Origin of the sequence: Marinobacter sp. (assembly GCF_014859525.1) — a bacterium.
Lineage (GTDB): Bacteria > Pseudomonadota > Gammaproteobacteria > Pseudomonadales > Oleiphilaceae > Marinobacter.
Genome location: NZ_JACUUB010000043.1, coordinates 1 through 23,353 on the forward strand (window position 1 = coordinate 1; position 23,353 = coordinate 23,353).

At 54.8% G+C, this 23,353-nt stretch carries 20 protein-coding genes, 1 tRNA gene and 1 pseudogene; 13 read left to right on the plus strand and 9 right to left on the minus strand.

What is annotated here, in order from left to right:
• Window positions 1-51: 51 nt before the first annotated feature.
• Window positions 52-810: pseudogene (locus IBX51_RS10000) on the plus strand (RimK family alpha-L-glutamate ligase); the annotation flags it as partial.
• Between the two features lie 15 nt (window positions 811-825).
• Here the strand turns inward: IBX51_RS10000 and IBX51_RS10005 are convergent.
• On the minus strand, window positions 826-1,989 hold the full coding sequence (locus IBX51_RS10005) for a cation diffusion facilitator family transporter (RefSeq protein ID WP_291831071.1): 1,164 nt from the start codon (window positions 1,987-1,989) through the stop codon (window positions 826-828).
• Between the two features lie 405 nt (window positions 1,990-2,394).
• Between IBX51_RS10005 and IBX51_RS10010 the strand changes: the two genes are divergently transcribed.
• Window positions 2,395-3,432, plus strand: a complete 1,038-nt coding sequence (locus IBX51_RS10010; RefSeq protein WP_291831072.1) for a quinone-dependent dihydroorotate dehydrogenase — start codon at window positions 2,395-2,397, stop codon at window positions 3,430-3,432.
• Between the two features lie 172 nt (window positions 3,433-3,604).
• Here the strand turns inward: IBX51_RS10010 and rmf are convergent, their stop codons facing one another.
• On the minus strand, window positions 3,605-3,817 hold the full coding sequence (gene rmf, locus IBX51_RS10015) for a ribosome modulation factor (protein WP_291831073.1): 213 nt from the start codon (window positions 3,815-3,817) through the stop codon (window positions 3,605-3,607).
• A 325-nt stretch (window positions 3,818-4,142) separates the two neighbouring features.
• On the opposite strand from rmf, the gene rlmKL reads away from it, so the two are divergent.
• Window positions 4,143-6,323 (plus strand): bifunctional 23S rRNA (guanine(2069)-N(7))-methyltransferase RlmK/23S rRNA (guanine(2445)-N(2))-methyltransferase RlmL, encoded by a 2,181-nt coding sequence (gene rlmKL / locus IBX51_RS10020; RefSeq protein ID WP_291831074.1) that lies wholly within the window; start codon window positions 4,143-4,145, stop codon window positions 6,321-6,323.
• A 141-nt stretch (window positions 6,324-6,464) separates the two neighbouring features.
• Here the strand turns inward: rlmKL and IBX51_RS10025 are convergent, their stop codons facing one another.
• Window positions 6,465-6,950 carry a hypothetical protein gene (locus IBX51_RS10025; protein ID WP_291831075.1) on the minus strand — a complete coding sequence of 162 codons (486 nt, stop codon included), beginning with the start codon at window positions 6,948-6,950 and terminating at the stop codon, window positions 6,465-6,467.
• Window positions 6,951-7,064: 114 nt separating this feature from the next.
• On the opposite strand from IBX51_RS10025, the gene IBX51_RS10030 reads away from it, so the two are divergent.
• Window positions 7,065-8,354, plus strand: coding sequence for a M18 family aminopeptidase (locus IBX51_RS10030; RefSeq protein WP_291831076.1), 1,290 nt, complete (start codon window positions 7,065-7,067; stop codon window positions 8,352-8,354).
• Window positions 8,355-8,408: 54 nt separating this feature from the next.
• Here IBX51_RS10030 and IBX51_RS10035 read toward each other — a convergent pair.
• Window positions 8,409-8,484: transfer RNA gene (locus IBX51_RS10035), tRNA-Asn, on the minus strand.
• 169 nt (window positions 8,485-8,653) lie between these two features.
• On the opposite strand from IBX51_RS10035, the gene IBX51_RS10040 reads away from it, so the two are divergent.
• The gene (locus tag IBX51_RS10040) at window positions 8,654-9,526 is read left to right on the plus strand and encodes an alpha/beta fold hydrolase (RefSeq protein WP_291831077.1); all 873 of its coding nucleotides are present in this window, start codon (window positions 8,654-8,656) and stop codon (window positions 9,524-9,526) included.
• Here IBX51_RS10040 and IBX51_RS10045 read toward each other — a convergent pair.
• A complete protein-coding gene (locus IBX51_RS10045) occupies window positions 9,475-10,128 on the minus strand; it encodes an arylesterase (RefSeq protein WP_291831078.1) in 654 nt (217 codons plus the stop codon). The genes IBX51_RS10040 and IBX51_RS10045 overlap by 52 nt on opposite strands.
• 69 nt (window positions 10,129-10,197) lie before the next feature.
• Between IBX51_RS10045 and IBX51_RS10050 the strand changes: the two genes are divergently transcribed.
• Both IBX51_RS10050 and IBX51_RS10055 read left to right on the plus strand, forming a co-directional pair.
• Entirely contained in the window at window positions 10,198-10,917 is a 720-nt protein-coding gene (locus IBX51_RS10050; RefSeq protein WP_291831088.1) for an ABC transporter ATP-binding protein, read from the plus strand.
• On the plus strand, window positions 10,917-13,403 hold the full coding sequence (locus IBX51_RS10055) for an FtsX-like permease family protein (RefSeq protein ID WP_291831079.1): 2,487 nt from the start codon (window positions 10,917-10,919) through the stop codon (window positions 13,401-13,403). Before IBX51_RS10050 ends, IBX51_RS10055 begins: the two co-directional genes overlap by 1 nt.
• Window positions 13,404-13,407: 4 nt before the next feature.
• Here IBX51_RS10055 and IBX51_RS10060 read toward each other — a convergent pair whose 3' ends face one another.
• From IBX51_RS10060 to IBX51_RS10075, 4 genes are all read right to left on the minus strand, one after another.
• Window positions 13,408-14,187 (minus strand): ABC transporter substrate-binding protein, encoded by a 780-nt coding sequence (locus IBX51_RS10060; protein ID WP_291831080.1) that lies wholly within the window; start codon window positions 14,185-14,187, stop codon window positions 13,408-13,410.
• A gap of 176 nt (window positions 14,188-14,363) precedes the next feature.
• On the minus strand, window positions 14,364-15,551 hold the full coding sequence (locus tag IBX51_RS10065; protein ID WP_291831081.1) for an iron-containing alcohol dehydrogenase: 1,188 nt from the start codon (window positions 15,549-15,551) through the stop codon (window positions 14,364-14,366).
• Complete coding sequence (locus IBX51_RS10070; RefSeq protein WP_291831082.1) at window positions 15,551-16,096, minus strand: hypothetical protein; 546 nt, start codon at window positions 16,094-16,096, stop codon at window positions 15,551-15,553. Before IBX51_RS10070 ends, IBX51_RS10065 begins: the two co-directional genes overlap by 1 nt.
• A 160-nt stretch (window positions 16,097-16,256) precedes the next feature.
• Window positions 16,257-17,492 carry a M48 family metalloprotease gene (locus tag IBX51_RS10075; protein ID WP_291831089.1) on the minus strand — a complete coding sequence of 412 codons (1,236 nt, stop codon included), beginning with the start codon at window positions 17,490-17,492 and terminating at the stop codon, window positions 16,257-16,259.
• Between the two features lie 236 nt (window positions 17,493-17,728).
• Between IBX51_RS10075 and IBX51_RS10080 the strand changes: the two genes are divergently transcribed.
• The 6 genes from IBX51_RS10080 to IBX51_RS10105 all read left to right on the plus strand — a co-directional run.
• Window positions 17,729-18,469, plus strand: a complete 741-nt coding sequence (locus IBX51_RS10080) for a DUF599 family protein (protein ID WP_291831083.1) — start codon at window positions 17,729-17,731, stop codon at window positions 18,467-18,469.
• A gap of 18 nt (window positions 18,470-18,487) precedes the next feature.
• Entirely contained in the window at window positions 18,488-18,958 is a 471-nt protein-coding gene (locus tag IBX51_RS10085; RefSeq protein ID WP_291831084.1) for a PaaI family thioesterase, read from the plus strand.
• A complete protein-coding gene (locus IBX51_RS10090; protein ID WP_291831085.1) occupies window positions 18,955-19,389 on the plus strand; it encodes a PaaI family thioesterase in 435 nt (144 codons plus the stop codon). The genes IBX51_RS10085 and IBX51_RS10090 overlap by 4 nt, the downstream gene beginning before the upstream one ends.
• 374 nt (window positions 19,390-19,763) lie before the next feature.
• Window positions 19,764-21,656, plus strand: coding sequence for a molecular chaperone HtpG (gene htpG / locus IBX51_RS10095; protein ID WP_291831086.1), 1,893 nt, complete (start codon window positions 19,764-19,766; stop codon window positions 21,654-21,656).
• Window positions 21,657-21,669: 13 nt separating this feature from the next.
• On the plus strand, window positions 21,670-21,888 hold the full coding sequence (locus tag IBX51_RS10100; protein WP_291831087.1) for a DUF2835 domain-containing protein: 219 nt from the start codon (window positions 21,670-21,672) through the stop codon (window positions 21,886-21,888).
• A 351-nt stretch (window positions 21,889-22,239) separates the two neighbouring features.
• Window positions 22,240-23,353 (plus strand): peroxidase family protein (locus IBX51_RS10105; RefSeq protein ID WP_367166347.1); only part of this gene is annotated, 1,114 nt, incomplete at its 3' end.

Below are 23,353 nucleotides of genomic sequence, written 5' to 3' on the forward strand. Positions count from 1 at the left end.
ACTACCCCAGCGAAGATGTTCTGACCTTCGATCAGTATCTTAAATTCGCCGCGCCTGCCGGAATACGACGGGTTGTTTATTCGCGAAACTACCGCGATCGACCATCACACCTACCGCTTTGCCCGTAAAGCAGAGGCTGAAGGCATGGTGGTTATTGATGATCCGGTGTCTATTTTGCGTTGCACCAACAAGGTGTTTCTGGCGGATTTGTTGAAGAACAACAAAGTGCCGACACCGAAGACACTGATACTTTCCAAAGATCAGAAAGACGCCGTAGAACAGGTGGCGAATGAGCTCGGCTTCCCGGTTGTTATCAAAATACCGGATGGCGCGTTTTCGCGGGGTGTCGCCAAGGCCAAGGATGAAAAGGAACTCAAGGCCGGCCTGAAAGAGCTGTTCAAACAGTCTGCTCTGGTGCTGGCTCAGGAGTATTTCTATACCGATTACGATTGGCGCATAGGCGTTTTGGGTGGCCGGGCCATCTACGCCTGTAAATACCTGATGGTGAAAGGCCACTGGCAGATTTATCAGCATGGTGGTGCGTCGGTACAGAGCGGTGGCTTTGAAACCATGCCCACCTATGAGGTGCCCCGGAACGTGATTCAGGCTGCGCTAAACTCTACGCGGCTGATAGGTAATGGGCTGTACGGAGTGGATATTAAGCAGGCCGGAAACCGGGTGGCGGTGATTGAGGTGAACGACAATCCCAGTATCGACTCAGGCGTCGAGGATAAATTCCTCGGCGGAGAGTTGTATACTCTGGTCATGCAGGAGTTCCTTTCCCGCATGGAGGAAAACCGGCGCCGGTAACCCGGCGCTGATAGGTTAGTTGGCTGCCAGCCAAACCCGCACGCTGCCGAACCAGGCATGGCCTGCCAGAATTTCTCGGACTTTTTCCGTGGTGATGCCTGGGGCCGGGTGGTCCTCATCCAGAAAGATCTCCAGGTGCACACGATTCTTCAGGTAATGCAGCCTCAGTTTGCTGTGAGGGGGAAGTTCGCCCAGCGCCTGTGAAATTGACGCGCGAATTTCCTCGCGGGACGGCAGGTTTGGTTCGGTGGGGTGCGCGGATTGTTCATCGTTTTCTGCATCGATATGAAAGTTGATGTCGCGAATGTTGCCCAACGCATGGCGCATGCCGGTGACCACCTTCATACCGATCTGGTGTCCCTCCGACACGCTGATTTCAGGGCGAACCACCAGGTGTATGTCGAGCAAGATGTCGTGGCCCATTCGCCTGCTGCGAAGTTCGTGGACATTGCGGACACCGTCGGTGTCCATGGCAATGGTTCTAAGCATTTCTGTATCTTCTTCAGAAAGCCCGGTATCGACCAGCTCTTTGACGCTGTCCCAGGTGAACTTCCAGCCTATGTGAATAATAATGAGCGCAATTACCACAGCAGCAACCACATCCAGCCACACGAAACCGATCATGGCTCCGGCAGTTGAAACCAGCACAACAACCGAAGAGAACGCATCGGTGCGGCTGTGCCAGGCATTGGCAATGATCAGGTCTGAGCGGATTCGAATACCAACGCGGCGGGTGTACCGGTAAATCCATTCCTTGCCAAGTACCGAAACGGCAGCAGCCACCAACACCGGCCAGCCGGGGACCTTGAGTTCGTCGCCCGCCAGCAATCTCAGAATGTTCTCCCAGGCCAGTGCAGCGCCGACGGCAATCAGTATGCTACCGAGTAGCAGGGTGCCGAGGGTTTCGATGCGTTGGTGGCCGTACGGGTGGTCCGCGTCCGGCTCTTTTCTTGATAGCCGCATAACGGCCAGTACCACCCAGTCTGATACAACATCGGTGAAGGAGTGGATGCCATCAACCAGCAACGCCTGGGAATTAAAGAGAATGCCGCCAATGACTTTGATAATGCCAAGAACAGCATCCAGAACCATACCGATAATCGTGACTTTGGATGCGGCATGTTTTTCTTCGTCCAGATCCGGGCTGGGACGGTGGTAACTTGCAGACGACTGTTCCATGGTGCTCGGCTCCGGAATATTGCGGTGTTGGCAGTATAGCGCTAACCAGAATGCAATAGGGGTTGATTTATCGAGAATCTCTGGTTGGTTTATGCACATGATGACAAATCGTTTACTGGCTAGCATTTTGTTACATTTGGCGTCAATTATTATTTTAAACTTTATAACTTACTGAAAATAAACGATAAAAAGACTGGTCAAAAATTAACCAATCTGTAGGCTGGCGCAGTTATCAAGGGATAGAAACGGTTGCCACAACCTTTTCAACAGGGTTATCCACAGATTCCGTGGAAAAGCCCCGCCAGCCGTCTGAACATGGGCGTTGAGGGTGCATTTTTTTGTTCAGGAGGATGGTGTGGAAAACTTCCGGTATACTCCCGCCACCCTTTGCCAAGGAATTTTTCGATGTACGGTGCGCTACGAAATCTGCTGTTCTGTCTGCCCGCCGAGCAGGCTCACAATGTTGCGCTTGGCTGCCTGGATGTGGCTCACAAAATGGGCGTTTTAACGACGTTTTCACGGTATCCGAAGCCTTGCCCCGTCAATGTGATGGGCCTGGAGTTTCCGAATCCGGTTGGGCTTGCTGCGGGGCTCGATAAGAATGCTGATCATCTGGATGCGTTGGGCGCGCTCGGCTTCGGATTTATCGAGGTGGGTACGGTTACGCCGTTGGCCCAGCCTGGCAATCCGAAACCACGTATGTTCCGCTTAGCCGAACATCAGGCCATTATCAACCGGATGGGGTTCAATAATGAAGGTCTTGAACACCTGGTGAAAAATGTTGAAAACCGGCGTTATCAAGGGGTGCTGGGTATCAACGTGGGTAAGAATAAAGACACTCCGAACGAGCAGTCAGAACAGGATTACCGTAAAGGAATCTCTGCAGTCTATTCTTTGGCCGATTACATCACAGTGAACGTGTCTTCGCCCAACACGCCCGGGTTGAGAGATTTGCAATTCGGTGATTCCCTCAAGAACCTGCTTTATGGCATTAAAGATGAGCAAACACGTTGTGAAAAAGCCCAGGGCCGGTACGTACCGATTGCCGTCAAGATTGCACCTGACATGGACAGCGACGGCATCCGTTTTGTCGCCAGGGCATTGCTTGAGGCTGGGCTGGACGGTGTGATTGCGACCAATACGACGATCAGCCGAGAGGCGGTAAAAGGCCATCAGCATGAGGATGAAGCGGGTGGGCTGAGTGGTGCACCTGTTCGTGATGCATCGTTGCAGGTCATTAAAGGCTTGTACGCCGAACTTGGTGAGCGACTCCCGATCATTGGTGTGGGGGGCATCACCGATGGCGAAAGTGCCGCTGAGAAAATTCGGGCAGGAGCCAAGCTGGTTCAGATCTATACCGGGTTTATCTATAAAGGACCAGGGTTGATTCGAGAGGCGGTCGAGGCGATCAGAGCGGAACAGAAGCAAGAACCGGGACTGTAAAACGAAGGTGGGCCCGCAGAGCGGGCCCTTGCGGGGAACGAACCCCGTAGCGCTTCTTCTTATGGTCCGGGGCGGGAAGCCCCGTTTGGGTTGCTAAGAATACTGCGTCAAATTGTGGTGTAAATGAGCGAAAAAAACAGATCAAGTTAAACGGGGTGGGCCAACACCACGATCAGGTTGTGGTCACGTTGGCCATTTTGTGGATGCCGGAGACGCCGGTCATGCCCTCCCAATTATCCGTACGGCCTTCTCGCCACCCACTCAACCATTCCTGGCGCGCTTCTGGTTGATCAATCGGGCAGCTGTCTTTGGATTTGCCGGACACGCCAGCGAGATAACCCCGCTTGAATGCACGAGCGTACATATCTCTCTTCTGTCTTTTCATGCCGTTCCTCACTGATGGATTAACAGAAAATCGTGTACACATCTGCAGTGACCGCAGCGATAATTGGCACCCATCCGGGACAACCCACTATTGCCAGCTCTGGTCAGAGCAGTCAGGATCCTGTTAACGGAAGCACTGTTCATTTGGCTTCCGGAACGACGCGTCACATACAAGGTAAGACGAACCTTGAGCGGATGTACACTATTTATTTAGTCTATGTGACGCTTTTCTTATAGGTTTGTGAAATAACGATGACAGCCCTACTATGGGTTTTGCTGCTATTCCGGCGGCTTACCGGCTTTATCCAGAAAACCAGGAGTTTATTTTGTCAAAGCATGTCTTTTTTGTAACCTGCCCGAAGGGCGTTGAGTATCTCCTTGGTGATGAACTGGAGAGCTTTGGCCTGGCACAGGTGCGAAATGCTCCGGCAGGTGTCTGGGTAGAGGGAGAGCTGGAAGCTGGTTATCGCGCCTGCATGTGGTCTCGGTTGGCCAACCGCGTGATCTTGCACATTGCCGAGGTGGATGCCCGCAGCGCTGATGAACTGTATGAAGGTGTGGTCGCACTGGATTGGCAAGCCCATATCCCGGCGGGTGGCAGCTTTCGAGTTAACTTTTTGGGGCAGAACGAAGAGCTGCGTAACACCCAGTTTGGTGCCCAAAAGGTCAAAGACGGAATCGTAGACAGCATCCGCGGAGCCGGTGCGGCGAGGCCTGCCGTCGCCCAAAAAGATCCGGATGTGACGATATCTGCCAGACTTAATCGTGGCCGGTTGGCCGTTGGCCTCGATCTCAGCGGCCACAGCCTGCACATGCGCGGTTATCGTACCGAGCAGGGACTGGCGCCACTTAAAGAAAATCTCGCTGCTGCGCTGCTATTGCGCGCCGGCTGGCCTGAAATTGCCGCTGCGGGTGGTGATTTTGTCGACCCCATGTGTGGCTCCGGAACCTTGCTGATAGAAGCTGCTTTGATGGCCCTGGATATTGCGCCGGGTCGTAAACAGGATAAGTTTGGATTCGAAAAGTGGCCGGGGCATCAGCCGGAGCTCTGGCTTGGCGTGCGCCAGGAGGCCGAGCGCAGGGCTTACGAAGGCAAGCAAGGCAGAGTCCCCGTGTTTGCCGGTTTTGATCAGGACGCCCGTGTGTTGGACACGGCCTTGAGAAATATTCAACGGGCAGGGCTAGAAGGTATTGTGAACGTTGAAACTCGCTCATTGGCAGACTTCGCTCGTCAGGAGACCTGGGCTGAGCAGGGGCTGGTCTTGACGAACCCGCCTTATGGCGAGCGTTTGAGTGAGCGCAATCAGTTGGCTGGCATCTATCAAAGCTTGGGTGAAGCAGTGATTCGTGAGTTGTCAGGCTGGCGCCTGGCGGTGTTTACGGGTGCCCCGGAGTTCGGCAAGTCCGTTGGCTTGCGCAGTTTCAAGCAGTACAACCTGTTCAACGGCAAGCTGCCGGCACAGTTGTTGTTGTTTGAAGTGCGTGCTGAAAACGCCATGGTGCCGAGAGATCCGGCCGCGGCTGGCCAGATCATGCCGCGCATTGCCAATCCGGAGCGCGCAGACATGCTGCGTAACCGTCTGAAAAAGAACCTGAAGACCATCGGCCAATGGGCGAGAAAGCAGAACATCGGCTGCTACCGTCTATATGACGCCGATATGCCGGAATACGCCCTGGCGATCGACATCTACGAGGGCAGGGTGCACGTTCAGGAATACCTGGCGCCCAAATCAATCGATGAAAAGGCTGCCCGGGAACGCCTGGCCGAGGCTATTGCGGTGATCCCGGACGTTCTGAAAATCGACCCGCAAGACTTGGTGTGCAAACAGCGCCAGCGCCAGAGTGGCAACAAGCAGTACGAAAAACAGGCGGCGACCGGTGAATACCTCAATGTGCAAGAGCATGGCTGCACCCTGAAGGTAAACCTGAAAGACTACCTCGACACCGGCCTGTTCCTGGACCACCGCCCGGTGCGCCACTGGATACAGCAGCACGCCAAAGGCAAACGTTTCCTTAACCTGTTCTGCTACACCGGTGCGGCCACTGTACACGCGGCCGTGGGCGGCGCTAGCCGCTCTTTGAGCCTGGATATGTCAAAAACCTACGTAAACTGGGCCATCGACAATCTGCGTCTGAACCGTGCCGACCAGAGTAAACACCTGGTTGAGCAGGCTGACTGCCTGGCTTGGCTGGCCGACAGACGAACCGCGAACCAGACCTTCGACTTGATCTTCATGGACCCGCCGACCTTCTCAAACTCGGCACGAATGGCTGGTGTACTGGATGTTCAGCGGGATCACGGTGTTTTGGTACGGCAGTGTATGGCGCGGTTATCCAGCGATGGCCTGTTGATCTTCTCCAACAACTTCCGCAAATTCAAACTGGACGATGACCTGGCGGAAGAGTTTGAAGTGAAAGACGTGACGGCCAGCACTCTGGACAAGGATTTCCAGCGGAATCAGAAAATTCACAGCTGCTGGCATATTCAGCACAGATTGGAGCGCTAGGTTTTTAAAGGCCAACCGGCCCCTTAACATGCTCCATATTATCTGGCGTCCTGTCAGTAACGGTGCTGGCGCCAGATTCTGCCTTGTGTAACGCTTTGTTATGCAGACGTCTGTCACACTCCCCCGCCTCGGGCCGGCAGGTTAGAGATCCGTCAGCAAGCCGTGCTCCTGCGCCAGCATTAACAGCGCATAGACGCCATTCTCCGGCAACTGTGGCTCCAGTCCTTCATCAAACATAAGCTGACGGCGACGGTCTTCAATGGTGTCGCTGTCCAAGCCGTTGATCAGTTCAGAAATAGGGGCTATTTCGAACGGCGCATCCTGGCTCACGGCACTGAATATAAGGTCGATCAGGATTTCATCCGGGTCCATGCCATCCACGTATACCGTCTGGTCTGGCAGGTCTTGATGCAATTCCTGAACAAGCTCAAGCAGCGGCACTCCCTGTTCTTCCAGATACAGAAGATCAATGTCGCCAAGATCGCCGTCTTCTGGCAGCCAGTCGTCTTCGGGAGCAATGACAACAGTTTTCATTTGCCCGTCTGCCAGCGACCAGGCCATGGCAATGGGGAGCAGGGCGTCGTCAGTCTGACAGTACTCGATGTCCAGAAAACGGGGTATCGACACAATGGACTCCGGTTGAGATCACACGTTGGGTATAGGGACAATCCGTCGCCCTGTAGGAGCGGCTGCGGCTTCATGCCATACTGTAGCTGCCATTATCAAGCAATCAGGAAGATCATGGAACACACTGAATTTAATAATGACTTGATTCAATTTCTGAATGCCTCGCCCACGCCCTGGCATGCGGTGAACACCATGACATCCCGCCTGGATGCAGCGGGCTTTCAGTCGCTGGACGAACGGGAAGAGTGGAATCTTGAACAAGGGAAGGGCTATTACGCGATTCGTAATGGCTCATCCCTTGTTGCCTTCCGGACGGGCACCAAAGACGTGGTGACTTCTGGTATTCGCATGGTCGGAGCTCACACCGATAGTCCCTGCCTGAAAGTGAAACCAAATCCGGAGCTTCGCCGCAAGGGGTTTTTCCAGTTGGGCGTTGAAGTGTACGGTGGCGTGCTCTTAAACCCCTGGTTTGACCGCGACCTGTCTCTGGCCGGTCGAGTAACCGTATTGGATGAAAGAGGTAAGGTTCAGGATACCCTGGTAAACTTCCGTAAACCGGTGGCGATTATCCCAAGCTTAGCGATCCATTTGGATCGCGAAGCCAACAGCAATCGCTCCGTCAATGCTCAGACAGACCTGCCACCGGTGATCATGCAGGCACCCGAGACCGACACCACGGCCTTCAGTGATCTGTTACGCGAGCAGATTACCAGTGAGTCGGGACTGAACGTTCGCAAAGTGCTTGGCTATGAGCTCAGTTTTTACGACGCTCAGGGCGCCTCGTATGTCGGCTTGCGTGAAGACTTCCTGGCGTCTGCCCGGCTCGACAACCTGCTCAGCTGTTACATTGGCCTGCAGTCACTTTTGAATACCTCGGGTGATGAGGCAGCCTTGCTGGTGTGCAATGATCACGAAGAAGTGGGCAGCATGTCGGCCGAAGGTGCTCAAGGTCCCTTCCTTGCAACCGTTCTTGAGCGCTGGTGCGGCACGGGCAAGGGCAGGGCGATGGCCCGGTCTATGATGGTGTCGGCGGACAACGCCCACGGCATTCATCCGAATTTCATGGACAAGCACGACGAAAACCACGGACCTATTCTTAACCAGGGCCCGGTGATCAAGGTCAATCACAATCAGCGTTACGCCACCAATAGTCGCTCGGCCGCTTTGTATCGCCATATCAGTGACGAACTGGGCCTGCCACACCAAACCTTTGTGGTGCGCAGCGACATGGGCTGTGGCAGCACCATTGGCCCGCTGACTGCCGGTAATCTGGGTGTAACCACGCTGGACATAGGCGTTCCCCAGTTTGCCATGCATTCCATCCGTGAGTTGGTAGGTACCGCAGACGGCTATACCTTGTACCAGGTATTGAAAGAGTTTATGCAACGGACAGAGGTGTTCTGAGGTACAAAGCAAAAAGCCGCTGATTGAGAACAATCAGCGGCTTTTCAGAATAAGTGGCTCCCCGACCTGGGCTCGAACCAGGGACAAACGGATTAACAGTCCGTTGCTCTACCAACTGAGCTATCGGGGAACAGCATCAATATGGCGCGCATATTAAGTGCTTTGAATTGGTTCGTCAACCCCCTGAAATAAAAGGTCAAAATTTGCACAAAGGCAAGCTTTCCGCCTACCGGCCACCGGTCTGGCTCCGCAACGGGCACGTTCAGTCTGTCTGGCAAACGCTATTCCGGAAAGTGCCAATGCCAGCGCCCCAAACGGCGGTGCTCTCCACCTCCGATGACGACGAGCTGCATTTGGATTGGTACCGGCAGGGCAGTGATCGCCTGGCCATCATCTCTCACGGCCTCGAGGGTCACAGTCGCCGCCCCTACGTGCTCGGTTTGGCCAGGGCATTGATGGCCGACGGCTGGGACGTGTTGGCCTGGAACTTCCGATCTTGCGGTGGGGTGATGAATCACCAGCCCAGGTTCTACCACAGTGGCGCCACCGAAGACCTTCACGCTGTCGTCAGCCACGCCCTGGCAGGGAGCTATAACAACGTATTCCTGTCTGGTTTCAGCATGGGCGGCAACCTGACTCTGCTATACCTTGCTCAACAAAGCGAGCGGATCGATAGCCGAATCAGCGGTGCCGTGGCCTTCTCCGTCCCGGCTGACCTCGCCGGCAGCGCCGATATGCTGGCGCTGCCCAGCCGAAAGATCTACATGCAGCGATTCTTGAGAGACCTGCACGGTAAAATGCAACAAAAAGCCGAACGCTTTCCGGGCCTGATCGACATCAGTGGGTTTGAAAGCATCCGCAACTTTCATCAATTCGACGACCGTTACACTGCGCCCCTGCATGGCTTCAAAGACGCCCACGACTACTGGGCCAATTGCTCGGCGCTGTTCAGGTTAAAAGACATCCGGGTGCCGGCCCTTATGGTCAACGCCGCCGACGACCCATTCCTGTCGCCACAATGTTTTCCCGAATCCCGAAAGATTCTCGGAGCCCATGTGAAGATAGAAGTACCGAAGTGGGGAGGGCACGTTGGGTTTGTCGAGCATGCGAAAGACGGATACTACTGGTCAGAAAGACGGGCACTGGACTTCGTAAGAAGCGGCTTCAGCTGATCCCAAAGGTTATCCAGCAAAACCGGCTGAGCCTCCTCAGTCGGATGAATGCCATCCTCCTGCATCAGCCCGCTCTGGTTGTATATCCCCTCCAGAAAAAAGGGAACCAGACTTGCATCGTACTGGTCTGACAAATTCGGAAAGATATCAGCGAACATCTGAGTGTAGCGCTGGCCATAGTTCGGCGGTATCTGCATGCCCACAATCAAAGGCACTGCATCAATTTCCAGAACCATCTCAATCATCTTGGCCAGATTAGACTCGATAACCTCGGGCGGAAACCCCCGCAGACCATCGTTGCCGCCCAGTTCAATGATGACAACATCCGGCTGATTCGTTTCCAGCAGCGCAGGCAGGCGCCGTAAACCGCCATCCGTTGTTTCACCGCTGATACTGGCGTTGACCACCTGCCACTGAAGGCCGTGGCCCTCAAGCCGATCGCGGAGAAGCTGCACCCAAGCGGTTTCGGAAGGCACTCCATAGGCGGCGCTCAAGCTATCTCCGAGCACCAGCAGCGTATTTTGGCTGGCCAACGCCGGCCAGGACAACAACATAACTATCAGGAATGTAATTGATCTGACCAACGCCGATACCGTATGCATAGTAAATTCGTATACCCTCTACAGAGTTGATAAAACACAGAGCCAGACAATGGAGCAATCGTGAATCAGATGACGGATCTTAGCACTACCGACACCAGCCCGATGTTACGCGTTACCAATCTTACCCACCGGGTGGGCCTGGAAATTGATACGTTGACGATCTTGCAGGGGGTCAGTCTGGAAATCAATCGGGGAGAATCCGTAGCCATTGTCGGTCGCTCTGGATCTGGCAAAACCACATTACTTGGCCTGCTGGCGGGTCTTGATACCCCTACGGAAGGAACCGTGTCGTTAGACGGTGCACAAATCAGCAGTCTCAGTGAAGACGAACGTGCCAGGTTGCGGGCAAGTCGGGTCGGATTTGTGTTCCAGTCTTTTCAGTTACTGCCGGCGCTCAGCGCCCTCGAAAACGTGATGTTGCCGCTGGAGCTCGCGGGCATGGAAGCGCCAGAGGTTCGGGCCAAAGAGTTGCTGGAGCGAGTGGGCCTGGGCGAACGTTTGAATCACACCCCGCGCCAGCTATCCGGAGGCGAACAGCAGCGAGTCGCCATCGCCCGCGCCTTTGCCTCTGATCCGGTGATACTGTTTGCCGATGAGCCTACAGGTAACCTTGATAACCGCACCGGGCAAGACGTTTCGGATCTGCTGATGGAGCTTAACCGCGAACAAGGAACAACCCTGGTCATGGTCACGCACGATGAGCACCTGGCTGCTCGCTGTGGCAGACAATTGCACATCGAAGCCGGAATCCTGACAGAGCCGGAATTGGCTCGGGAGCGGGCGAACTGATGGCAGCCAAACAGAAACTCATGTCGGTGCGCCGTGACTGGCGCGAGCGTGATGTTCGGGTAGTCCTTGTCGCGTTGGTTATCGCGGTGGCTACGGTGGCCACCATCGCTCTGTTTGCCAATCAGCTTCAGCGTACGCTGGTCTCGTCGGCAAGCTCATTTTTGGCGGCTGACCGTCAGCTGGAGGCAGAAAACGGCCGACCGGTGCCACAAGCCTGGATTGAGGAGGCTCGTGACCGCGGCCTTGAAACCGGCCAGATGATTGAATTCTCGACCATGGTTCTCGGCGAGAGTGAGTTCCAGCTGGTGTCAGTCAAGGCGGTCAGCGATGAGTATCCGCTGCGCGGTGAGATTGAGATCCAGCCTACAGCTGATGCAACCAGACACATGGTTGGGTCTGGTCCAGGCCGTGGTGAACTCTGGGTGAATCCGAGACTGCTGCGCTTGTTAGAGCTGGACATTGGCGATACGTTGGAAGTAGGAAACCTTGAGCTGACCATTACCAGTTTGCTTCTTCGTGAACCCGATGGTGGGTTCCGGCTTTCGTCGCTGGCACCTCGGGTAATGATTCATGTGGATGACGTACCCCAAACAGGCGTGATTCAGGATGGTAGCCGAGCGGAATATGTGTACCTGTTTGCCGGCGCCGACAACATTCTGGATGACTACTTTCAATGGCTAGAGCCGCAACTCGAGCCAAGCCACAAGTGGGAAAGCGTCCGCGATGGAGAGACGTTCTCGCGTTCTCTTGAGCGAGCAGAGCGGTTCCTGTTGCTGGGTGGCAGCCTTGCCGTGCTTCTCGCGGCGGTCGCGGTTGCGGTGGCCAGTCGGCAATATGCTTTGTCGCAAAGAGACACCGTCGCCCTGCTGAAAACGTTGGGGCTCTCAAGTAAAGGCATTGGTGGTCTTTATCTTCGGCGGTTGGCGTTGTGGGGTATCGCCGGGGCGTTGGGAGGGTTGTTGGTGGCCTTGCCGCTGTTCTGGATTCTGGTGCGGCTATTGAGTGATGTGCTGGAACAGCCGGTGGACTTCTACCTGGACCCTGCAGCGCTGGTTCCCGCATTGTTGACGGCACTGGTCTCGCTGTTTGCCTTTGCCTACCCTCCGATTCGGCGGCTTCGGCACGTTGCTGCCATGCGGGTGCTGCGCTCTCAACCTGGAGAAACCGGCCGGGAAGCCATTCCGGATATCATTATTGCCATTGTCGCCGTATTTGCTCTGGTCTGGCTGTATGCCGGTGAAATTGCATTGGTCGTCTCCCTGTTGGGTGGCCTGGTATTGCTGTTGGCAGTGCTTGCCCTGCTGGGCGGCCTAATGGTGGCCGCGCTGCGGCGAGTGCGGGGTGGCGGTAATGCCTGGCGTTTGGCGCTTGTGGGGTTGTATCGGCACCGGCAAGCGAGCATGGCGCAGATGGCCGTGTTCGCGATGACGCTGATGCTGGCAGCTACCCTGATACTGGTCCGCACGTCTTTGCTCGATGACTGGCAGTCTCAGTTGCCAGATAACGCTCCCAATCACTTTCTGATCAACATCGCTCCAGACGCGGTGGATGAGGTAGAAGCCTTTTGGAGCGATCGTGGCGCGCCGCTGGATTCGGTGTACCCCATGGTGCGGGGACGCCTGACCGAGCTTAATGATCAGCCGGTGCAGGAAGCGGTCAGTAAGGATGAGCGGGTTGGGGCTTTGAACAGAGAGCTCAACCTGACCTGGATGGCAGAACTGCCCGCAGACAACGAAATTGTGGCTGGCGCCTGGTTTGCCCAGGGTGATACCGAAGGTGTATCGGTCGAGGCCGAGTTGGCGGAACGACTGGGGTTGGTCATGGGTGATCGACTTACCTTTACCATCGGCTCAGAGACCGTTACAGAGCCTATAACCAGTATCCGAACGGTGCAGTGGGATAGCATGCAGCCCAACTTTTATATGGCGTTTCCTCCGGGCGGCGGGCTAGCCAACATGCCGGGCACCTGGATCACCAGTTTTCACCTGGACGAAAGCAATAAAATTGCACTGAACGAATTTTCGCGCCGTTTCCCTACGGTCTCGGTGCTGGAAATCGATCACATCATCGAGCGGATACAACAGATTGTCCGGCAGGTGACTCAGGCCATCGAGGCTATTCTGGCTCTGATTCTGGCGGCGGCATTCGTGGTGATGGCGGCAGTGGTCAGTGCGACGCTCAAGGATCGCCAGCGGGAAGGCGCGTTGCTCAGAACACTGGGCGGCCAACAATCATTGCTTGCCCGCAGCACCATGCTGGAGTTTGCCATTCTGGGCTTTTTCGCGGGTATTCTGGGTATTATTGCCGCAGAGGCGGCAGTTTACGCACTGCAGGCGAGAATGTTCGAGGGCAACTTCAATTGGCACTGGCAAGTTATGTTGCCAATTCCCTTTATCAGCGCGCTGCTGCTGGCACTGTTCGGGCGCTGGCAATTACGCCCGGTGTTGAATGTGTCGCCAATGCTCTTGCTGCGGCGACTGGAATAGCGGGTCAGCGGTAGTTCGCGAGAATGGCGTCGAGTTCGCCGTTTTCGCGAATAGCGTTCAGCTCAACGTTAAAGGCGTCGGCAAATTCTGACCACTCAGGGCGCAACATCACTCGAAAGCCGTATTCGCTGATACTTGCTTCAGAGGTGCGAAAATGGTCTGCCAGGCCTTCTTTTTTGATAATCCACTGGCCGACCAGACGATCGGCCAGGGCGGTGTCAAAGCGGTCGCCGTGCAGCAAAAACCGGAACATGTCCCGGTCTCGGGGAACATCAAAGCGTTTGATTTTGTTGTTATTAAAATAGGGTTCCATGACCGGATAGAGATAGCCCAGGTGTGTAACCACGGTTTTGCCGAACAAATCGCTGGGATAGTGATAATCAAGGTTTGAGTCTTTGGCAAAGAAGAACACTTCTTCCACGTTAACGACTGCGTCCGTAAAGACGAACCTTTCGGGCTCGTCGGTCCACTCGATGGCACGGGGCGTGCCGTCCAGATAGCCTTCTTCCAGAAGTTGGTCGACCCGTTTTCTCGGTATTTTCTGCACTTCCAGATCATAGCCTAAGCGAGGAACGATCAGCTTGACCACGTCCCACATGATACCTGCAGGTTCGCGCTCATCGACAATGAGATACGGTGGATAACCGTTAGGAGAGATATTGAAACGAAAGGTGTCTGTTTGTTCTTCGGCGCTGTGCACCGGTAAAGACAGAAATGCGCCCGCGATCAGTGTTGTCAGGGGTTTATTGGTCAACAGCGATGTTCGGGACAGCAGGTGTTGCATGGCAAGGGGCCCAGAGTGGAACAGGTATGCTCTGTTTTTCTGATTTAAACTGCTTGGCCAATTCCCTGCCAAAATCCTTGCTAGATAGTAACGTTTTTCTCTGGTAATTCAATGATTGTGAATCTGACTTTAGGCTAACCGACCTGAAAGGTCGGCCAGCCTCCGCCCACTGGTGGTCAGGCCCAGGCTCTGCGGAGCACAGACAGTGCATCTTCCAGAGAGACTTCCTTCGGGTTGAACATGATGGAGCCATCATCCAACGCCATCTTTGCAATCGCTTCAAGTTGGCTTTCCAGAACCTTGCCGGTCTCTTTCAGGGTGCGTGGTAATTCGCACCGCTTATAAAGCGCATCGCGGAGTTTACGGATCGCAGAAATGCTGGCCTCGGCTCGGCGGGCTGCAGGCGTCGCGGAGTAGACTTCCGGACCTTCAAGGTACAGTAAAAGTTCGCCCAAGGGCTCCCGAATGCTTTCCAGATTAAACTCCAGCACATAAGGCAGGTAAAGGCTCATGCACAGGCCGTGGGGCAGGTGGCAGATGGCGCCGGTGGCGTGACCCAGGGAATGAACAAGGCCGACCATAGAATTAGAAAAGGCAATTCCGGCCATGGTGGATGCCTGCGCCAGTTCCAGCCGACCGTCTTCGTCTTTCGGGTTATCCATTACGCCGAGGAGAGACCGGCTGACTTTTTTGACCGCTGCGGTTGCGTAAGCATCGCTCAGCGGGTTTTTGGCCATGCAGGTAAAGGATTCAACGGCATGGGTCATGGCGTCCATGGCGGTTGCTGCCGTAATGTGGGGCGGCAAGGTCAGCGTCATGCGTGGATCGATAATGGCAGCATTCGGTAGCAGGAACGATGAGGTGAACGGTAGCTTGACGCCTTTTTTCTCATCGCTGATCACGGCAACGGAGGTAACCTCGGAGCCAGTGCCAGCGGTGGTTGGAACCACAAAAAATGGCTTCAAAGGGTGCTTCAGTACGCCGGCACCGCTGTATTTGGCGATGTCGTCGCCGCCTTCGGAAACCAGAATGTTGACGGCTTTGCCGGTATCAATGGCCGAACCGCCGCCGATCGCGATGATGGAGTCGCATTTTTCTTTGCGGTAAACCCGGGCAATGTCGCGAACGACCGTGGTGGAAGAATCGGGTGGCACGTCATCGAAGATCGAGACAATCTCAAGCCCGCTTTCTTCGCAGGCAGCGATGACCGGATTCAGCAAGCCGGCAGCTCGCACGCCTTTATCCGTGATAATCATCGGCCGTTTGGCGGCCAGTCCGGACAATTCGTAAGGGATGTGCTCAAGTGCGGCTTTACCGGCAATCACTTTTACCGGGCAGAAGAACTCGTAGTATTTGTTGGTCATTATGCTCTCACTGTCTCGACAAAATGGGTGGCAACTTTCAGGTAAATACGGGCGGCGCTCATCAGCTTTTCAGGCAGATGAAGATCTGCCGGGTATTCCTTCACCGCTCGCTGGGCAACCAGTTTTGGCAGGATGAAAGACTCCAGGCGGTTAAGCACACGGGTCATTCTGACCGCGAGACTGACATCACCGTCTACCAGCATCCGGTCATTGGCAAACGCGACTGAGGTTTTCTCCTGAAAGGACAACACCAGGAAGGCATGGGTTATGTGTTTGAACTGAATCGAGAGGTCTACCGCGCGGGGGGCACCGTTACTGTGATAGTGCAACAGGCCATCACCGGTGTGTTCCACGATCAGTTTAGGACCGTTGGGCATCACTTGCATTTCAAACAAAAACCCATCGGGCAGAGCGCGGGTTTCCTTGCGGGTTGTTTCATCTACTTCGCTGATCGCCTGCAAAGCCCGGCCCATTACCTGGAACATCAGTTCCACATAATTCCGCCTGGCATGGGAAATCATCGGTTGAAGTCGCTTTACGAGCATGAACGCCATCCGTTTGTTGTTTGGTTGACTGATTTTTAGAGTTATTGCTCTAAAAGTCAATGCAATCAGTGACACGCTTTTTGCGTCAACGCGGCAAATTCATAAAATTCAAAAAAAAGGGAGCTCTAAGCTCCCTTTTTTTTCAATGCGTTATGGCTTGCTACTGGGACATCTCGGCAAGCTTGCGCTTTGCCTCTTCACCAATATCGCCTCCGGCCTCTGCTGCTCTGGAGTAATATCGCATCGCGTCATCCCGGCGGTGCTGTCGTTTTGCCACGTCACCCAGGCGAAGATAGGCGATGGATGTTTGTACCACCTGGTTAGCGCGCTCCAGGTGGTCACGAGATTTGTCCAGATTGTTCAGCTCATAGGCGTTCAGGCCGTTGTATAGCTGGTACTCAAACATTTCCGGGTATAGCGCAACGGCCTTGTCAAAATCGGCTTGCGCTTTGTCGCGTTGTTTCTGATTCTCATAGATCCGGCCACGCAGGGCGTAAAATTTGGCCTCTCCCGATTCCTGGCGGATTGCCTTGTTGATGGCATCCATAGCCGCCTTCATCTTGCCTTCGGCGGCGAGTTTCATGGCTTCATCATAAGCGTCGTAAGCTGGCTGTAGCTCCTTGAGCTTGGCGATACGTCGTTGATAGACATCACGCCCACGATAACCGCCGGCGCCAAGCTGCTGAACCAAAGCCTGATTTTCCTGAACCCGTCGGGCGGATGGTGGGTGAGTCGCAAACATATTGTTCAGCCAGCTGCTGTCGCGGCCCTGCGACAGTTTGAGAAACAACTCCTGTAGCTCTACCCCGGCCTGGGGGTCGTAGCCTGCGGCTTTCATGTAGCGAATGCCGTAATGATCTGATTCGAGTTCGTCGCTCTGGCTGTATTGAGCCAGCGCGAGTTGGGCACCCACTGCTGCTCCCCCCATGATCAGTGCAGCCCATTCGTTGTCAGATAACGCAAACCCAAGGCCAGCAACGCCCGCACTGATGAGCATGCCTTGCTGCATACGCTGAACACTGTGCCGGGCGGCAGCATGAACAATTTCGTGACCGAGTACAGAGGCTAGCTGGGCTTCGTCTTCGAATTTAACCAACAGGCCACGATTAATGGCGATCTTGCCGCCAGGCAACGCCCAGGCGTTGGGTACACTGCTGTTAAGCACAACAAACTCATAGGGCAGGTCAGGGCGGTCGCTTACTCGGGCCAACTTCATTCCCACCTCACGCACGTAAACTGTCAGCTCTGGATCGAGGTAGAACCGGCCGCCCTGGGTTTGCTGGGTTGGCGTGTACTGTTCCGCCCCGAGTGCCAACTCCTGACTTTCCGGGATCAGCGACAGTTGTTTTTTTCCGGTAACGGGGTTTACGGCACAACCGGCCATGGTCAAAACCATCACCAATAGTGCAAGCAGTCTGACAGGGTGTGCGGGGTTCACAGCTGACTCCTTTTAAGCGTTCGGACCCATTGAAGCGTCAATGCAGGTTAGGGGTATTCACTATATAGCACACTACGCTGAGAGTTTTGCTGTCGGATCAGGGCAGTGATGGCCCGGTTCGACGTCTTCGCGTATCATATTAACATTCTAATTTCGCACTTTTTCTATTACACCAACAGGCCAACAACCACGTTATGGGTTATTACCTGGAACTTATTGCACTGTTCTGGTTTCTCATGTGCTGGGTGGGTTACACCTGGTATTCCCGCAACCGAGCCAATTCTAGGGCTTGCTTGTCCAATACTCTGGACATGTACCGTGAAGACTGGATGCGGGTGATGTTGAAACGCGAAAACCGAATTTCGGATGCTTCTGTTGTCGGCAACCTCGAGCGCAATGGCGCTTTCTTTGCGTCCAGCTGCCTGCTGATTCTGGCGGGTATCGTTACCGCGCTGGGTTACACCCGAGAGGCCATGGAAGTGTTCGCGACCATGCCGTTCAGTGCCGTACCCAGCCGGGAAATCTGGGAATTGCGACTGGTGGTTTTGCTGGTGGTGTTCGTTTACGCCTTCTTCAAGTTTACCTGGTCTATGCGCATGTACAATTTTGTGGCCGTGATGATCGGCAGTGCACCGTTGCCAGATGACACCAAAACTAGCCCTGCGGCGAGAGAAGCCTTTGCCCGGAGCGCTGGCAACATCTGTAACCTGGCCGGCGATGCCTTTAACCTGGGCTTGCGCTCCTATTATTATGCGCTGGCCGTGGTGGCCTGGTTTATCCATCCACTGGTCTTCATCGCTGCGTCTACCCTGACGGTTGTTGTGCTCTATCGACGAGAGTTCCGCTCTGATGCCTTGGCTGGACTACGAGCCGGTAAGGTGTTTGAAGAACCGGTTCCCGGTAAGCATGACGCCGAAGTGTCGACCAAAAACTGAATTGCAGGACCCCCCTGAATGAATGATGAAACCCGAATCAACCGGGTGACCCGGTTTGTGAAAACGCTTAACCAGGCCCGTGAGCTCAGCCTGGCAGTAAGGGAAGCGGGCGAAGGCTACCTGATCATGGAGCTACCCTACAGCGATAAAATTATCGGCAATCCTGATACCGGAGTAATACACGGTGGTGCCATTACCACACTGATGGACACTGCCTCCGGCTCGGTCATGATCTGCGCTCTGGAAGAATTTGAACTTTGCCCGACCCTGGACCTGCGCGTGGACTACATGCGCCCGGCTGAGCCTCACAAACCGGTGTTTGCCAGGGCAGAAACTTACAAAATCACCAAGAATATTATTTTTACCCGATGTGAAGCCTATCAGGAAGGCGGCGAGACCATCGCTAATTGCGTGGGAACCTTCATGAGGATTGGTAAAGAAGCTACACCAAAATCCTATCGGGATCTGATTACCGGAGGTGAGGCATGACCGATCCGGAAATCCTGAAATACACCCAGCAAACCGGCGATTTCTCTCGCATGCTGGAGAGCATTCCCTACGCTACCTGGATTGGCCTGCAGTGTGACCGCTTCGGCGATGACCTGATCTTTCGTTTGCCAAAGAAGGATGAGAATCTGGGCAACCCGATACTGCCTGCGATTCATGGTGGCGTGATCGGTGGCTTCATGGAAATGTCTGCTGCGATCTATCTGATCATGTCTCAGGATACCCTGCGCATGCCCAGAATCGTCGACTTCTCCCTCGACTACCTGCGCGCCGGCCTTAATCGCGAAACCTACGCCGAATGCCACCTGACCCGTCAGGGCAATCGCGTTGCCAACGTGATGATTGCCGCCTGGCAAAAATCCCGCTCCCAGCCCATTGCCACGGCCCGCGCGCACTTCCTCCTCGAAGACTGAATTGGTTTTGACTGGGGTTGAAATACCTTGGCCGACCCCCATTTCTACGCTCAGCCCGTTTGTGATGGTGCAAGCAAGCAGGTGGGGATAGGTTTCCGAAACACGCCTCGAGACGTCCATGTGCGGCTCGGGCTCCGCCATCCATGGCTCCGCACGGTTTCGGAAACCTATCCCCACCTGCTTGCCCAGGCGCCGTGCAAATTTCGACAAAACGGAAATGTCGGGTGGTGTGATCGGGGCATGCTTTCCAAAACCTTGCGGAGCCATGGATGGCGGAGCAGAGCGTACAGGGAAGTATTCACAGCGTGTTTTGGAAAGCATGCCCCGATCACGCCGCTCCACCCAAGTTAGACCGAGTAGGAGAAAGCAAAGCCATGACGGTAGAAACCAACAAAGAGACCCTGGGATTCCAAACGGAAGTGAAGCAGCTGCTTCACCTGATGATTCACTCTCTTTACTCCAACAAGGAAATCTTCCTTCGTGAGCTGATTTCCAACGCCTCAGACGCCGAAGATAAACTGCGCTTCGCAGCTCTGAAAGACGATGCCCTGTTTGAAGGTGACTCCGAACTTAAAATCCGCCTGGATTACGACAAAGACGCCGGCACCATCACCCTGAGTGACAACGGCATCGGCATGACCCGCGACGACGTCATCGCCAACCTGGGCACCATCGCCCGCTCTGGCACCGCCGAATTCCTCAAGCAATTGTCCGGTGATGAAAAGAAAGACAGCAAGCTGATCGGCCAGTTTGGTGTCGGCTTTTACTCTGCCTTCATCGTAGCCGACAAAGTGGACGTCTTTACCCGCCGCGCCGGCACCGCGGCCGAAGAGGGCGTGCACTGGGAATCCAAAGGCGATGGCGAGTTCACCATCGAGCCGGTTAACCGTGAAAAGCGCGGCACCGAAATTGTGATTCATCTGAAGTCAGACGCCAAAGAATTCGCCGACGGCTGGAAACTGCGCAGCCTGGTCAAGAAATACTCTGACCATATTTCTTTCCCGGTGGTTATGAAGGCCGAGTCAGAGGAAGAAGACAAGCAGGGCGAATACGAAACCGTCAACGATGCCACCGCCCTGTGGACGCTGCCGCGTACCGAGATCAAAGACGAAGAGTACAAAGAGTTCTACAAGCACATCGCCCACGACTTTGAAGACCCGCTGACCTGGTCCCACAACAAAGTTGAAGGCAAGCTGGATTACACCAGCCTGTTGTATCTGCCCAAGCGTGCGCCGTTTGATATGTACAACCGGGAAGCCCCGCGCGGTCTGAAGCTCTACGTTCAGCGTGTGTTCATCATGGACGACGCCGAGCAATTCCTGCCCTTGTACCTGCGCTTCACCAAGGGTGTGATCGACTCCAACGACCTGTCACTGAACGTCTCCCGGGAAATTCTGCAGAACGACAGCACCGTGGAAAGCATTCGTACGGCGGTCACCAAACGTGTGCTCGACATGCTGTCGAAGCTGGCCAAGAAGAGTGCGGATGAATACCAGAGCTTCTGGGACGAATTTGGCACGGTGCTTAAAGAAGGTCCGGCTGAAGATTTCAGCAACCGTGAAAAGATCGCCGGTTTGTTGCGCTTTGCCTCGACTCATACCGGCGAGTCTACGCAAAATGTGTCTCTGGACGACTACATCGCCCGGATGAAGGAAGGCCAGAGTAAGATCTACTATGTGACGGCCGATAACTTTATGGCCGCCAAGAGCAGCCCGCATCTGGAAGTGTTCCGCAAGAAGGGTATTGAGGTACTGATCCTGTCTGATCGCATTGACGAGTGGATGATGGGCTACCTTAGCGAATACGACAGCAAGCAGTTCCAGGATGTTGCGCGTGGCGACCTCGACCTCGGCGAAGTGGAAACCGAGGAAGATAAAAAGCATCAGGAAGAGGCCGCCAAAGAACACAAAGGTCTGACCGAGCGCATCCAGAAGGCGCTGGAAGACCGTGTTCAGGAAGTGCGGGTGACCAATCGTTTGACCGACTCACCGGCCTGCCTGGTCACTGGACAGTTCGACATGGGCGCCCAGATGAAGAAGATCATGGAGGCCGCCGGCCAGAAAGTGCCAGACAGCAAGCCGATTTTTGAAATCAACGTGGATCACCCGCTGGTGCAGCGCCTGGAGCAGGAAGCCAAAGACGAGCGCTTCAGCGAGCTGTCGGCGGTGCTGTTCGACCAGGCCACCCTGGCCAGCGGCGAACAACTGAAAGATCCGGGCGCTTACGTCAGCCGCTTGAACCGTCTGCTGCTGGAGCTGGCTAACTAGGCCGGCTGCCCAGATGCAGCAGATTATTGTGGACATCAGCATCAGCCCTGACGAGTGGATCAAGCTCTATCAGGGCGTGGCCACCGATGTTCGCACCACGTCCCGGGACGGTCGCTCAGTCCGCTTCCCGGGCCGCATTCTTTCCCGCTTTTACCTGAGAGATGGCATTCAGGGTAGCTTCCGCATCCTGTTTGATGACAGTGGCAAGTTTGTCTCTATCGAACGCCTCTAGTAATTGTTAAAAACTCTCAAAATCTTATCTTTAATTAATTGTTTCTTTCCTGTGGTCGCGCGCTAAGGTTGGTGTGTTCTCGTTACAAAGGAGTTGCCCTATGTCAGCGTTAACCACATTTGTCTCAGTACCCTTGAGTGATTCTCTCGGTATTCTGGCGGATTACTATCAGAACTATGCAGTCTCCCGTTGAGGGGGATTCCAACGCAGACAAGTCAAACGGGAAGACCATAGGCATTCACTATTCAGGCGGTAGGAAACATTCAAGCAGGTAATTTTGAATGATCTATCCTTAGTGTATGCCCACGACGAACTCATTTTTTGCCAATGACGCAGAAACAGGAGAAGAAGATGTCTGATAACAATACTGGCGGTAAATGCCCGGTAATGCATGGCTCCAACACCCAAGAGCAGGGTGATGTTAAGGCCTGGTGGCCAGAGAATCTGAATCTCGAGATCCTTCATCAGCACGACACCAAATCCAACCCGATGGGCGAAGATTTTGACTACCGCGAAGAAGTCAAAAAGCTCGATTACAAAGCCCTGGAAAAAGACATGCACGCGCTGATGACCGACAGCCAGGACTGGTGGCCTGCTGACTGGGGTCATTACGGTGGCCTGATGATCCGTCTGGCGTGGCACGCTGCAGGTACTTACCGTCTGGCCGACGGCCGTGGCGGTGCCGGTACCGGTAACCAGCGTTTTGCTCCTCTTAACTCCTGGCCCGACAACGGCAACCTGGACAAGGCCCGTCGTCTGCTGTGGCCGATCAAGAAGAAGTATGGTAACAAGATCAGCTGGGCTGACCTGTTCATTCTGGCCGGTAACGTTGCCTATGAGTCCATGGGCTTTAAAACCTTCGGCTTCTCTTATGGCCGTGCGGACATCTGGCACCCGGAAGAAGACATTTACTGGGGTGCTGAGAAAGAGTGGCTGGCACCGTCAGACAGCCGTTATGAAGACGTAACCAAGCCGGACACCATGGAAAACCCGCTGGCCGCCGTTCAGATGGGTCTGATCTACGTGAACCCGGAGGGTGTTAACGGTAACCCTGACCCGCAGGCAACCGCCGAGCAGGTTCGTACCACGTTTGCCCGTATGGCAATGAACGATGAAGAAACGGCGGCGCTGACCGCTGGCGGTCACACCGTGGGTAAAGCACACGGCAACGGCAACGCGGATGCGCTTGGGCCGGAGCCGGAAGGTGCGGATATCGAAACCCAGGGCTTCGGCTGGATGAACCCGAACATGGACGGCAAGGCTACCAATGCCGTGACCTCCGGTATCGAAGGTGCCTGGACCACCAACCCGACCAAGTTCGACATGGGTTACTTTGACCTGCTGTTTGGCTACGAGTGGAAGCTCACCAAGAGCCCGGCTGGCGCCAACCAGTATGAGCCGATCGACATTAAAGAAGAGCACATGCCGGTTGATCCTACGGACATGAAGACCCGTGTTCGTCCGA